Source organism: Desulfocucumis palustris (assembly GCF_002933875.1).
In the GTDB taxonomy this organism is placed as follows: domain Bacteria; phylum Bacillota; class Desulfotomaculia; order Desulfotomaculales; family Desulfocucumaceae; genus Desulfocucumis; species Desulfocucumis palustris.
On record NZ_BFAV01000071.1, the window covers coordinates 55685 to 69324 of the forward strand.

The window sequence follows — 13640 nt, forward strand, 5'->3', positions numbered from 1 at the left end:
AATATATTGATATTTATTGTTTTAAAAGCAGCACCTGCTTACCTGGTAAACCTATAACAAAAAAATAATATCGGCCTTAATAAATTAACCGCATTATTAATACCGATATAGACTGGGGGAGGGATACTTAAATGTCAAGGTTTATCTGTGATACCTGCGGAAGGGAAGTGCTTCCCGTGGACGGAATTGTTTCCTGGACCAGGGAGGACAAAAGGCTGGGAAATTTCAAGCTGACTCACAAAGATACCCCGGGAAACAAATGTCAGCCGGAGAACAACAGGTACCGGGAGCTTTACACACTAACATTGGCCCACGGATACCTTGAGTTTATATCTTATCTATTGGAGCGCTGGGAAGACAATCTTGTGCTGGATGATCCGCAGACCCTCCGCAAAGTAATGGGCCAGTTGAATCTTCACATACATGAAAAGCTCATAATGCTGATGGAGGATTGATCGTTATTAATAAATTTAAAAGATTTTAACCCCGGGGTGACCCCCCGGGGCTAATTTTTTTTACCGTTTTTTCATGTCCAGCTCTTCCGCCAGCCTGGTGAAGGAAGGCAGGGAGTTGATAATAATCTGTTTGTCTATGCAGTAGGCTATTCTGAAATATCCCGGCAGGCCGAATCCGGCCCCGGGAACCAGAAGTATGTTGTGCTCCTGGGCCTTTCTGACAAATTCCCCGTCGTCCGGCAGCGGGGATTTGGGGAAAAGGTAGAAGGCTCCGTCCGGCTTATTCATTTCAAAGCCCAGGGAGGTCAGGTGGTTGTACAGTATATCCCTTTTTTCCCGGTATTCCTCCAGGTCAACGCTTTCTCTCTGCAATCCGGCCACCAGCCTTTGCATCAGGGCCGGGGCGTTGACAAAGCCCAGGGTGCGGTTGGCGAAAACCAGTCCCTCCATCAGCAATTCAATATCCTTTGCCCCGGGGCTGGCGGCTATGTAGCCGATGCGCTCCCCGGGAAGGGCCAGATCCTTGCTGTGGGAGGTAACCACCAGGCTGTTGTCCAGGTACAAAAACACACTGGGTACCTTAATGCCGTCATAAACAATTTTTGCATAGGGTTCGTCGGAAATGACATAAATATCGCTGTTGTATTCAGATTCCTTTTGTTTAATAAGTTTTCCCAGCGCCTCCAGCTCTCCGGCGCTGTACACCACCCCGGTGGGGTTGTTGGGGGAATTGATGATTATGGCCTTTGTCCGGGGAGTTATGGCCCTGGACAGCGCCTCCAGGTCAGGCCTGAATTCCGGGGTGGTGGAAACCTCAACTGTTTTTCCGCCGTGGTTGTCCACGTAAAATCTATATTCCACGAAATATGGCTTTAATACAATAACCTCGTCCTCAGGGTCCAGGAGGGTTTTTAGCACCACGTTAATGGCCCCGCCCGCCCCGGTGGTCATTACCACAAATTCCGGCCCGAAGGGAAGACCTGTTTCTTCCTTTAATACCTCCGCCACCGCCGACCTGGTTTCAGTGTAGCCGGCGTTGCTCATGTAACGGTGCATGCCCGGGACGGGGTTTAAGGCCAGTTTTTTCAGTTCCTCCCTGAATTTTTCCGGTGGCTCCACATTTGGATTGCCTATGGTGAAATCGAACACCTTGTCGGCCCCATATATGGCTCTCAGCCTTTCACCCTCCTCGAACATTTTTCGTATAAAGGATGCACCGGCAAGAAATTTTTCAACCTTTTTACTTATGGCCATATTAATTAATCATCTCCTTGAGTCTTTTGCGGCATTATCCATTAATAGCAAATTCTATGTAGCGGTGGAAAAACCTTTTAAATGCGACAGGGGACGGTTCTTCCCTGTCGCATTTTACCTAAACTTCCACCAGCCTGACCGCCAGCCTCTTGTCCCGGCCGCAATTGGGGCAGACAAAAAGGTGCAGGCACCAGGAAGCCTCAAAGGACATGTTAAAGTACGGGCTGTACGGCCCCAGGTAGTCCGTCACCAGACCCGCGTCCTTCATCTCCGCCCCGCAATCGCATAAGGGTCCCTGTTCCATGATTCCGCTGCATACAGGGCACATGGTGCTCATGGTGCGCATCCCCTCCACGCCGGTACTCCATTTATTGTTGCCCTGCAAGTCCCCCTTAGTCATCACGGTGTATTAAATTTTCCTGCTTTATATGATTTATTTAACAATATTTCAGGTAAGTAGCCAGCATTTGGCGGATAGCCCGAAGGTTTCCTTTAAGTAGAAGGGAGAATTCCACTGCAAAAAGATAACCGCACTTCCGGCATAACCCGGGTATCTCGCTGCAGCGTCCACAGGTGAAGGCTTTACCATTTTCATACACCACGCACTGGTGGCACGGGCGGCTCCAATTGCCGTTTAAATAATAATCAAGCCCAACCGGCAGGTTAAATACGGGGGCACCTTTTCTGAACAGGCTTTTGATGGAGGCTGCGGCCTGTACTTTTTGTTTATGGTCCAGGGCCAGTCCTTCGGTTCCTTTATAGGGAGTATGAAAATTAAAGGAGATGGCTTTGACCCTGTGGTTTTCGGCTGCCAGACCGGTGACCTCTGGAATGTCCCTGTAATTAATGTTGTTTACCGCCATGTAGAATATTATATTTGGTTTGCTTACCTTTTCCAGGTTTGAGAGGATGAGCTGAAAAGTGTTTCCTCTGATTGCGTTGTGGGTCTTCTCCATTCCGTCAATACTCAGAAAAACCAGATCAGCTTCTGGAACTTCGATTGATATGGTTCCGTTGGTTACCACGCAGACAAGGGCAAAGCCCATTTCTTTTGCCTTCCTCACCAAATGGTGTATGGTGTATCCTTCGTCACGCCAGAGAAACACCTCGCCTCCGCAGAAGAATAATATTTTAACACCTTTATTAACAAGTTTGTGCATCAACGTTAGGGTTTCGGTATAAGTTGAAAGCTTCCCTCCCTGATTGGCCACGGCGCAATGCCGGCAACTCAGATTGCATCTGTCTGTAATAATAATTGTCGCCAGCAGCGGCGTTCGCTGGAAACCGGCTGCCGCCTTAAGTCCTGAAAAAGCAAGAGCTGCGAAAGTTGAGCAATTCATATGGGACCTCCTACAATTCCAGGCGCTTCGGCCAGGGGTTGCGCATGCTGGCATTCCACAAAGTATTTAGATATTTAATGGAGTACTGTTTTTCAACAAAGTGATAACAGAAAGCGCCCAGGCCGGTCAGCTTAAGCATTTCTCCATGGTCCCTGGCAAGCCCCAGCATTTTCAATCCGGTAATCAGCAGCGGAAATTTGTGATCCAGTGATGCTCCGAAAAGGCTGTGGAAGCGCTGGCGGGGAATAACGGTATCGTAACAGCGCCAGAAAAGCCAAAATACCTGTTTTTCCCTGGGACTCATGGTATTGATCAGGCTGATGGGAATGCGCCCGGATTCCAGGGCTTTGATGTATTCCTCCAGGTCAAAAGTATTCAGGTAAAAATATTTGTCGTAGAGTGATGTGGCCGAAGCACCCAAACCAAGAAAGGTTTCCCGGGTAACTGAAGTGTATCGTTTAGCTTCTTTTCTTCCGTAGGTCCAGATGGAAGTCCGTTCGTAACCATGGTTTGCTGCAATTTTATCCAATCGTTTTTGAATTTTATACTCTTTTAGCTCGCTAAACCTGTGAGCTCCCGTGGATTTGATTTTTTCCTGAAGAGGCGTGCAGGGAAAAACAATGAGGGGATATATTGAAACCTGATCCACCCCATAAGTCAAACATATTTTGAGGTCTTTTTCTATATCCGTTTCCGACTGGCCGGGAATGTTATACATGATGTCCACGTCCACGGTGTCAAACCCTGCTTGCAGAGCGCTTTGCACAGCCCGGTGACTGTCTTCCGGAGCGTACCCCCGTTCCAAATATTCAAGTGACCCCTGGTGAAAGCTCTGTACGCCCACGGAGATCAAATTAATCCCGGCTTTCTTGATTTCGGCCAGTTGAGTGGGCGTTGCCTCCCGGGGATGTATTTCCATCCCGGTATCGCCCCCAACATTTAAACGGCTTCTTATTTTCCCCAGGAGTACGGCAATTTCCCCCAGCATCAGGTTTGGAGTTCCACCACCGATATAGATTGAGGAAATTTGTTTTCCTTTTAGGAAAGGCCGGTATATATCAAGCTCTTTCAGCAGTGCTGTGTAATACCTGACTGCCGACGCCTTTTTATAAATTGTTTTGTTGTACGGGCAAAAAGGGCAGAGGCTGCGGCAAAAGGGTACGTGTATATATAAACCCAGTTCTTCCGGCAGCGCGGAAAAATCTATCCCGGAGGCACTGAATTGCTCAAAGGCATATTTATCCCTTTTACGGGCGATTATTAGCCTTAACGCTTCGGTAATCATATAACTCCTCCTGTAAATATGCCAATTCCCGCTATTTTTTGTCTTTCTCAATTGTTATCCTGATTCGTATTACCTGCTCCGGCCAGTTCCATAAGCCGTAATCTGGCATCCTGCTCATCAAAGGAACTGAACCACCTTCTGTTTTCGCCGTCAATGATTCGAAAATGATGGCTGATGACATTGTTCTGCAAAACATAATCGCCCCTGGAATCCACTTTCCGCCACCAAATCTTTCCGCCCAATGTTTTTACACCAGGGGTGGCAATATTCCGGGTAGAGAACAAATCCACCAACTCCAGGGGGTCGCCGCCCAAAACCATTTGAAGGGTTTCATCATTTCTAAAGATGGCGCAGCAGGCAATGGCCACAGTCCAACCGGCATATATGCGGTCCTTTTCAATCTGGATTAACGTTTTTTTGGAAATTCCCAGAATTTCCGCCATACGATCCTGGGTTAAATTTCTGTTCACCCGGATATGCTTAATGGTCTCAGAAACAATCTGAATAAATTCATCCCGATCCATTTGGCACCTCGCAGTGTAAAATTACACTATTGTTGAAATTATACACCACCTTTTTGCGCTGTCAATATGTGTGTAATAACTAAAGACAAAGAAAAAAAGCCTCTCATCCGCGTAACAGCAACGCCGGTGAGAGGCTTTTTATTTAAACGGGCAATGATTCCCTTTTAGTATCTGGGCAACTGAACCTGCTCAAAATAATATTCCACAGCGCCAATTTCTTTCATGCGGTTATTAATATTAATCCACCGTTCCCTGAGCCTTCCGCTAAACTGCTTTTGACAGGGGTATTCACTGCATTGAAAACAAAAATCCACACCCTTTTCCTTGTGGCAGGTTTTGGCGGCGCATTCGATGGGGCACAGATTTTTTTCACCTCTGCAACCGCTGCAGGAGGCCAGGGAGAAGGAAGTCAATATCTCTTCAAAATGCCGGTAATTATTAAAAACAATATTTTCCCCGGATTTCATTTTGGCCACCCTGCCATAATTGTTTCCCATGGCCTGTAAAAGTTTTGCGCTTAATTGCTTTATTTCCCCATTTTCATAGTCGGCGCATCTGCCGCAGTCAAGCCCGCAGGGCGCCAGGTGTTTTAATACCTCGTTATATTCCATTTTTTTAGTTGCTCCCTATAGATATTTAAAGCCGTTCAGCTCTTTTCATTCTTTTGCCAGGCTCTGGTTTTTAGGCCGTCCCAGGATTAAATCGGACATAGTAAATCGTTCGGCGCATAACAAATCCTTTACTTCCTGCCGGAATACCGCCGGATCCGGAGGGGTATGGGTACCCATAACGATTTTAATTTCCGGGTAGGCCTCCTTGATTACGGCTTCATACTTCTGCTTAAAGGGACACAGGGCCGTCATGCAAAAAGAGAAATGCAGGGCGTCGACCCGGAGGTCGGCAATGGAACGAACCCGCCGCAGTATTTTTTGCGGGGCGCCCGCGGTGGGACAGCCGGAACAATTAATTATTCCCACCAGGTCCAGCCTTTCATCGGGAGCATAGTCCTTAAAAAGCCCTTTTCTTTTTCGCATATCCGCTAAACAGACAACCGAGGCGCAATCCAGCTCCTGGGTACAGTTGGAACAGGTTATAATACCGATTCTCGCCATTATTAACACTTCCTTTCAGGGGAATTTGAGGCTCCGGGTATTATTTTCGAATAATCCCTGGGCATTGGCGGAGCCTTGACAGCTTTAATTATCCGCAATGTCCGGGCAAGGGTTTTAAACTCATTTTGACAGACAGGGCAGTTGTCCAGATGTTTCTCCACTTGTTTATTTGTAAAGATATCCAGCTCTTTTTCCAGGTATGGATTTAATTTCAAAAGAACCTCACGGCAATTCATAGTTCATATCCCCCCTGGCAATAGCAAGTGTAATCCTTTACCAGACCCACGCAGCCTGATTTAACAAGGTGGTCCCTATATGCCCGCCTGGCCCTGAAAAGACGGGATTTTACCGTGGTAACCGGTAGGCTCAGGATGCTTGCTATTTCTTCGTAGCTTAAACCGTGCAGGTCCCTCAGCACGAGAACCACCTGATAATCCCGGCTGGGAAGATGGTGTTTAAGAATGTGCATTATGCACCATTGCATTTCCCTTCTGATAACTATTCTCTCCGGATTGCCCGAGCAGTCCGGAACCGTCATTTCCCCCAGGGATATGGATTGATGTTTACATTGTTTTCTCTTTTTACCCAGATATATATTGGTTGCTATACGGCTGAGCCATGTCCGCAAACTGGACTCCCCCCTGAATCCCTGCAGGTTCTCAAAGGCTTTAAGAAAGGTTTCCTGGGTAATGTCATCAGCTTCATTAGGGCTCCCGGATAAATAGTAGGCAAGGTTATAAATATTTTGCTGGTTGTTCCTGACTATTTCTTCCCAGTCTGAAATTGTGTCCGGGGTTTCATTTGTTATCTGTTTATATTGTTCCAGGCATATCACCACCCGCATTTTTAACTTTCCCGCCGGGAAGTCCCCACAACTTTAGCCTTCCTTACCCGCGAAGGGGGGGCGAAAGGAGGGGTAGTTTACCAGTTTAGATGCAATAATATAAAAAAAGTTTCTCACTTTTTGATCATATTGAAAATATTTATTTTAAACATTATTTTTAAGGCCCGGCGCGCTGCCGCCATGCCATGGAATGAAGGCATATTAACGCACCCCGGTGGAATAATGGAAGTATACTATCAGCTACTGTGAGGTGTTGGGATTGGCGGAAACCGTCGACAAAGAAGGGAGATTTTATCCTGAAATAGACGCGCTGGTGGAAACAGCGGCCCGGGCCGGCCGGGAATTTATGAGCCTGGACCAGGAGCAGGTGGATAAAATAGTCCAGGCCATGGCCATGGCCGGGCTGGACAAACACATGGAGTTGGCCAAAATGGCGGTGGAAGAAACCCGCCGGGGGGTGTACGAGGACAAGATAACGAAGAATATTTTCGCCACCGAGGCGGTTTATCACAGCATAAAGTACAAAAAAACGGTGGGTATAATCCGGGAGGATGAGGAAGAGGAATATTTGGAAGTGGCGGAGCCTTTGGGGGTTGTGGCTGCGGTGGTGCCGGTGACCAATCCCACCTCCACCACAATGTTCAAAGCTCTTATCTGCATGAAAACCCGGAATCCCATAATTTTCAGCTTTCATCCCGGGGCCCGGGGGTGCAGCGCCGCCGCGGCGAAAGTAATGCTGGAGGCGGCGGTTAAGGCCGGGGCGCCGGAAAACTGCATTTCCTGGCTGGAAAAGTCCGGCATTGAAGCCACCGGGTATTTAATGAAGCACCCGGGGGTTTCCACCATTATCGCCACCGGGGGGGCCGGCCTGGTAAGGGCCGCCTACACCACCGGCAAGCCCGCCCTGGGGGTAGGCCCCGGGAACGTGCCCTGTTACATTGACAGCAGCGCCAGGCTGAAAAGGGCGGTGACGGATCTGATCATGAGCAAGACCTTTGACAACGGGCTGATCTGCGCCTCGGAGCAGTCGGTGGTGATTCACCGGGAGGTGGCTGAACGGGTGAAGTCTTTAATGAAGGAATACGGCTGCTATTTTCTCCGCCCGGAGGAGATAAAGAAGCTGGAGGGGCTGGTTTCCCCCGGGGACGGCCCCAGCTGCGCCCTGAACGCCGACATTGTGGGCCAGCCCGCCGGGAAAATAGCTGAAATGGCCGGAATCAGCGCTCCCCCGGGCACCCGGGTGCTGGTGGCGGAGCTATCCGGGGTGGGGCCGGAACATCCCCTGTCCATGGAAAAATTGAGCCCCATACTGTCCTGCTACGTGGCCGGGGACCACCGGGAGGGCATTGAGCTGTGCGAAAAGGTTGTGGAGTTCGGCGGGCTGGGGCACTCCGCCGTGGTCCACGCGGAGGATGAGAGTGTTATCAAGGAATTCTACCACCGGATCAGGACCGGCCGCATTATAGTGAACTCGCCTTCCACCCACGGCGCCATAGGGGATTTATACAATGTCAACGTGCCGTCCTTTACCCTGGGCTGCGGTTCCATGGGCAGCAACAGCACCACCTCCAACGTAAGCGTGGATAATCTTATCAATGTCAAGAGGGTGGCCAAAAGACGCGATAAAATACAGTGGTTCAGGGTTCCGGAAAGGATATATTTTGAGAGCGGGGCGGTACAATATCTGAGCAAGTTTCCGGGTATCGGCAGGGTGTTCATAGTAACCGACCAGGTGGTGCAGCAATTAGGAATGGTGGATAAGGTAAAGTACCACCTGAATAAAAGGAACAACCAGGTGGCGGTGGAGGTGTTCAGTGACGTGGAGCCTGATCCCTCGGTGGATACCGTGCGCAGGGGCTGCGCCGTTATGAAGGATTTTAAACCGGACACCATCATAGCCCTGGGAGGCGGCTCTCCCATTGACGCCGCCAAGGCCATGTGGCTTTTCTACGAGCATCCCGGGGTGGAGTTTGAATTTTTAAGGCTTAAATTCATGGACATCCGCAAGCGCACTTATAAATATCCCAAACTGGGCCGCAGGGCCAGTCTCATCGCCATACCCACCACCAGCGGCACCGGTTCCGAAGTCACCGCCTTTGCGGTAATCAGCGATCACGGCAAACACATAAAATACCCTCTGGCGGATTACGAGCTGACCCCGGACGTGGCCATTATCGACCCCAATTTTGCCATGAGCATGCCCCCCCGGGTGGCTGCGGACACCGGCATGGACGTGCTGGTGCACGCCCTGGAGTCTTATGTCTCCGTGATGGCCTCGGAGTATACGGATGCCCTGGCCTTAAAGGCCGTGGAACTGGTATACAAATATTTGCTGCGCTCCTATAAAAACCCCTCCGACCGGGAGGCCAGGGAGAAGATGCACTATGCCTCCTGCATAGCCGGGATGGCCTTTACCAACGCCTTTCTCGGCATAAACCACAGCCTGGCCCACAAACTGGGAGCGGAATTTGGAATATCCCACGGCAGGGCCAACGCGGTGCTGCTGCCCTACGTTATCGCCTACAACGCCAGCAGGCCGGCCAAATTCACCTCTTATCCGCAATACGAGTATTTCCAGGCGCCGGAAAAATACCGTCAGATTGCGGCCTACCTGGGCTTTCCCGCGGAAACCGCCGAACAGGGAGTGCGCTCCCTGGTTGAGGCGGTGCGCGGCCTGTTAAGGGGGCTGGAGATGCCCGCCGGCATAGCCGGCCTGGGAGTGGACCGGGAAAGGTTTTCCTCCCTAATTCCGGCCATGGCCGAGCAGGCCTTTGACGACCAGGTAACCGGCACCAATCCCAGGTTTCCCCTGATTGCCGAGTTGGCCGATTTGTACAGGCTGGCCTACGGTTCGCCCCTGGCCGCCGGGGTTGACCGGAACCTGCTGGATTTCTCATTGCTGAATGACGGGCGGAAGGTGGAAATCAGTCTGGAGGAGGAAGAAAAAACAATTCCTCCCCCGGGGAACGGGATTCCTTATGCCCCGGCAAGGGAGCCCGGGGGCGGTATTGCCGAAAGCGGCGCAAAACCCCTTCACTGATCGGGCTGTAATTTTTGAAAAGTCAATGTATGTGCTGTTTATACACCCGCCCTTCATCCGGCGGGTGTATTTTTGATTAACAATATTGACCGTTTAATAAAGGAAATCATTTGTGGCGGGGCGAAATCATCCGGAAAGACTGAAAAGACTGATAGAGGAAGTGTTTGCATGCCGGGTCAGGAACTGCTGGTCAAAGAAATAATGGACAGGGGCCTGTGCTCCTCCTGTGGTATGTGTGTGGGGCTGTGCCCGTACATTAAAACCGCCGGGGACAGGGTCAGGGCCATATATCCCTGCGGTATTGAGGAAGGAGCCTGTTACGGGGTCTGTCCCAAAACCTCCCTGGACATAAGCGAGATGGATATGTTCGTGCATGGAAGGGAGAGGGAGGACCATGCCCTGGGTATATACAGCGGCATCTATTATGCCAGGGCAACCGCCAGGGCGGACGGGGCCCAGTACGGGGGAATAACCACCGCCCTGATTGGACTGGCTTTAAGGGAAGGACTCATTTCCTCCGCCATACTCACCGGCGGCGATATTATGAACCCCCGGCCGGTGCTGGCCGCCACCCCCGGGGAGGTGAACAGCTGCGCCGGTTCCAAGTACACCGGTGTTCCCACCCTGCTGGAGCTGAACAGGGCCGCGGGGAGAGGCCTGACCGGGATTGGCCTGGTGGGAAGGCCCTGCCAGGTGGCGGCGGTGAGAAAATTGCAGAGGGGAAAGCTTCCCCCGGAACGCACCTATTCGGACCGGCTGGTGGGCCTGATGCTGGGATTGTTCTGCTTCTGGTCGCTTTCTTCGGAACTTTACGGTTTTTTAGCCCGGGAAACCAAAGGAGAAGAGATAATTAAAATGGACATCCCCCTGGAAGGCCCCGGTGTGCTGACAAAGACGGGCAGCCGCCGGTGGCGGGTGGATGAAATAAGACCCTTTATCAACAAGTCCTGTAATTATTGTTTCGACAGCACTTCGGAATGGGCCGACCTGTCGGTGGGGTCCACCGAGCAGGACCCCGGGTGGAATACGCTGCTGGTGCGCTCCGGCCAGGGCCGGGATTTGGTGGAACTGGCGGCCGACAGGGGCGTTTTGGAAATTAAGGACTACCCGGCCGGAAGGCTGCCTGTTTTGCGTAAAGCCGCCCTCAACAAAAAAATGAGGGTGCTGGCCCTGGCGGAGAAAGAGCCGGGAAATGGCGGATGTCCGGCAATTCCGGATAAATACCTCAGGGAAATGAATGTTCAGTGGGGAGGGATTAACCGGTGAGCATTGCGGGAGTATGCCTGGAAAAGCCGGGTACGAAGGTAGCCCTGACCGGTAACGAGGCCATTGCCAGGGGCGCTTTGGAGGCGGGGGTGGCCTATGCGGCTTCCTATCCCGGCTCCCCCACCGCCGAGGTGCTGGGAACCCTGTCCAGGCTGGCCGGTAATTTTAAACTATACGCCGAGTGGTCCGTTAACGAGAAAGTGGCCATGGAAGGGGCCGCGGCAGCTTCCTTTGCGGGGTTGAGGTCACTGGTGGTGATGAAGGCCGACGGGCTGAACGTGGCTCTGGATTTTGCCGGCGCCCTGGCCATTTCCGGCTGCCGGGGGGGAATGGTGATAGTGCTGGGGGATGATCCCAACGCCCACTCCAGCGTCAGGGAGGAGGATTCCCGCAACCTCTGCAAGGCGATTCACCTCCCGGTGCTGGAGCCGTCCTCCGTGCAGGAGGCCCTGGAGATGACCCGGGAGGCCTTCAGCCTTTCCGAGGATTTGAAGCTGCCCGTGGTGGTGCGCTGCGTCACCCGGGTCTGCCATGCCAGCGGGGACGTTGAGCTGGGTGAATTGAACCGCCCCCTGCCCGTCCCGGATTTCACCAGGGATAACAGGGTGATTACCTTCGGCATCCAGCTCCACGCCCTGCAGGAGCAAAAGCTGGCCAGGGCGGCGGAATGGGCCTGCCACAGCGGGTTTAACAGCTATACCGGCCCGGAAAACCCGGAGCGGCTGGTGATTGCCTGCGGGCCCTGTTACATGCACGCCCTGGAAGCCCTGGACATGCTGGCAGCTACAGGGGTGGGGGTTTTAAAGCTGGGCGTAACCTGGCCCCTGCCCCACCAGTTGCTGCTGAAATATTTGCGGAATGCCTCGGAAGTGGTATTTGCCGAGGAGGTGGAGCCCTTTGTGGAGGACAACGTGACTTCCCTGGCCGCCATGCAAATACCCCGGGGCATAAAATTTTACGGAAAACGCAGCGGCCATGTGGCGGGGCCCGCCGGCCCGGGCATAGGCGAACTGGATCCGGATATACTGGCCTCCTCCCTGGCCGGAATATTCGGCGTTAAATATGAAACTCCCGGGGTATCGGGCAGGGCGGAGGCCCTGGAACTGCTGGGAGAAAAAATGCCCGACAGGGAGCTGGCCTTTTGTGCCGGCTGCCCGCACCGGGCCTCCTTCTGGGCTGTCAGGGCCGCCCTGGAGCTTGACGGAAGGGGAGGCATAGTGCTGGGGGATATAGGCTGTTATACCCTGGGCATGGCCAGGACAGGCTATAACCTGTTGCAGACGGTGCACTGCATGGGAGCGGGCATCGGTTTGGCCGGGGGAATGGCCAATCTCAGCCGCTTTGGCTTTGACCGGCCAATTGTAACCCTGGTGGGCGACTCCACCTTTTACCACGCGGCCATACCCGCCCTGATAAACGCCAGATACCACAATTCAAGCTTTTTATGCGTGGTGCTGGATAACGAAACCACGGCCATGACCGGCCATCAGCCCCACCCGGGGCGCAGCGTCACCGCCATGGGGGAACCCGCCCGGACGGTGCGGATGGAGGAATTGCTCCAGGGCGTGGGATTGCCCTACGTGGTCCAGGACCCCTACGATGTGGAAGCAACCATAGATGTTGTCTGCAACATGCTCGGCCAGGAAGGGCCCCGGGTGCTGATACTGCGCAGAACCTGTGTGCTGGCGGCGGTCAGGGGAAAGCAGAAAGCCAGGGTTTACGTGGACCAGGAAAAGTGCATAGGGGATTCCTGCGGCTGCGGCCGGTTCTGCAGCAGAGTGTTCGCCTGTCCGGCCAATGTCTGGGATGCGGCCGGGGGCAAGGCGCGTATAGACGAGGCGGTTTGCAACGGGTGCGGCGTTTGCGCCTCCCTCTGTCCCCAGGGGGCCATAGTTGTGGAAAGGGCGGTGCTGTGATGAAAGAGCCGTTGAATATCATCATTACCGGCGTGGGCGGCCAGGGAAACGTGCTGGCCTCCCAGGTGCTTTCCTCCGCGGCGGCCCAGGCGGGCTACCGGGTGGCGGTGGGGGAAACCTTCGGTGTTTCCCAGCGGGGCGGCTCCGTCATGAGCCATGTGAGGATATCCCTGACAAGACCGTACGGACCCCTTATCCCCAAGGGCCGGGCCCACATAGTGGCCGGCTTCGAGCCCCTGGAAACCCTGCGGGTGCTTTTGGAATACGCAAATCCTGAAACAGTGGTGATAATGAATAACCGGCCCAACTATCCCCTGGGCTGTCTTTCCGGGGAACAGAAATATCCCGACCCCCGGGATATTGAAAAAGCTGCCGGGAAGCTCACCCCCAGGCTGCACCTGCTGTCCGCCACGGAGCTGGCCAAGGAGGCGGGCAGCCCCCTGGCGGCCAACATGGTAATGACCGGGGCACTGGCGGGCAGCCGCCTGCTTCCCTTCGGCCGGGAGCACTTCACCGGGGTTATTGAAACGCTGTTCCAGGACCCGGTGAGGGAGCTTAATTTGAGGGCCTTTGAACTGGGATTATATCAAATGAACAAATAACC

The 13640-nt window shown here is 52.9% G+C and carries 14 protein-coding genes; 5 read left to right on the forward strand and 9 right to left on the reverse strand.

The genetic code is table 11. The features are described 5' to 3' along the window. Positions 1-131 precede the first annotated feature (131 nt). Entirely contained in the window at positions 132-455 is a 324-nt protein-coding gene (locus tag DCCM_RS05330) for a hypothetical protein (RefSeq protein ID WP_104371406.1), read from the forward strand. A gap of 60 nt (positions 456-515) precedes the next feature. On the opposite strand, the gene DCCM_RS05335 is transcribed toward DCCM_RS05330, so the two are convergent. The 9 genes from DCCM_RS05335 to DCCM_RS05375 form a co-directional block, all read right to left on the reverse strand. Beyond that, positions 516-1709, reverse strand: a complete 1194-nt coding sequence (locus tag DCCM_RS05335) for a pyridoxal phosphate-dependent aminotransferase (protein ID WP_104371407.1) — start codon at positions 1707-1709, stop codon at positions 516-518. A gap of 118 nt (positions 1710-1827) precedes the next feature. Next, positions 1828-2094 (reverse strand): hypothetical protein, encoded by a 267-nt coding sequence (locus DCCM_RS05340; protein ID WP_231702669.1) that lies wholly within the window; start codon positions 2092-2094, stop codon positions 1828-1830. 52 nt (positions 2095-2146) lie between these two features. Then, positions 2147-3049, reverse strand: a complete 903-nt coding sequence (locus DCCM_RS05345; RefSeq protein WP_104371408.1) for a radical SAM protein — start codon at positions 3047-3049, stop codon at positions 2147-2149. A 10-nt stretch (positions 3050-3059) separates the two neighbouring features. Continuing rightward, positions 3060-4334, reverse strand: coding sequence for a coproporphyrinogen-III oxidase family protein (locus DCCM_RS05350; RefSeq protein ID WP_104371409.1), 1275 nt, complete (start codon positions 4332-4334; stop codon positions 3060-3062). 47 nt (positions 4335-4381) lie between these two features. Then, complete coding sequence (locus DCCM_RS05355) at positions 4382-4858, reverse strand: helix-turn-helix transcriptional regulator (protein WP_104371410.1); 477 nt, start codon at positions 4856-4858, stop codon at positions 4382-4384. A 164-nt stretch (positions 4859-5022) separates the two neighbouring features. Next, positions 5023-5469: a DUF3795 domain-containing protein gene (locus DCCM_RS05360; RefSeq protein WP_104371411.1), complete on the reverse strand. Its 447-nt coding sequence runs from the start codon at positions 5467-5469 to the stop codon at positions 5023-5025. Between the two features lie 45 nt (positions 5470-5514). Beyond that, positions 5515-5970: a CGGC domain-containing protein gene (locus DCCM_RS05365; RefSeq protein ID WP_104371412.1), complete on the reverse strand. Its 456-nt coding sequence runs from the start codon at positions 5968-5970 to the stop codon at positions 5515-5517. A 2-nt stretch (positions 5971-5972) separates the two neighbouring features. Further along, entirely contained in the window at positions 5973-6206 is a 234-nt protein-coding gene (locus DCCM_RS05370) for an anti-sigma factor family protein (protein ID WP_104371413.1), read from the reverse strand. Beyond that, entirely contained in the window at positions 6203-6814 is a 612-nt protein-coding gene (locus tag DCCM_RS05375; protein ID WP_104371414.1) for an RNA polymerase sigma factor, read from the reverse strand. The genes DCCM_RS05370 and DCCM_RS05375 overlap by 4 nt, the downstream gene beginning before the upstream one ends. A gap of 259 nt (positions 6815-7073) precedes the next feature. On the opposite strand from DCCM_RS05375, the gene adhE reads away from it, so the two are divergent. From adhE to DCCM_RS05395, 4 genes are all read left to right on the forward strand, one after another. Next, a complete protein-coding gene (gene adhE / locus DCCM_RS05380) occupies positions 7074-9854 on the forward strand; it encodes a bifunctional acetaldehyde-CoA/alcohol dehydrogenase (RefSeq protein WP_104371415.1) in 2781 nt (926 codons plus the stop codon). A 72-nt stretch (positions 9855-9926) separates the two neighbouring features. Then, positions 9927-11120, forward strand: a complete 1194-nt coding sequence (locus DCCM_RS05385) for a Coenzyme F420 hydrogenase/dehydrogenase, beta subunit C-terminal domain (protein WP_104371416.1) — start codon at positions 9927-9929, stop codon at positions 11118-11120. Continuing rightward, positions 11117-13036 (forward strand): thiamine pyrophosphate-dependent enzyme, encoded by a 1920-nt coding sequence (locus tag DCCM_RS05390; RefSeq protein WP_104371417.1) that lies wholly within the window; start codon positions 11117-11119, stop codon positions 13034-13036. Before DCCM_RS05385 ends, DCCM_RS05390 begins: the two co-directional genes overlap by 4 nt. Beyond that, complete coding sequence (locus DCCM_RS05395) at positions 13036-13638, forward strand: indolepyruvate oxidoreductase subunit beta (RefSeq protein WP_104371418.1); 603 nt, start codon at positions 13036-13038, stop codon at positions 13636-13638. The genes DCCM_RS05390 and DCCM_RS05395 overlap by 1 nt, the downstream gene beginning before the upstream one ends. Positions 13639-13640 lie beyond the last annotated feature (2 nt).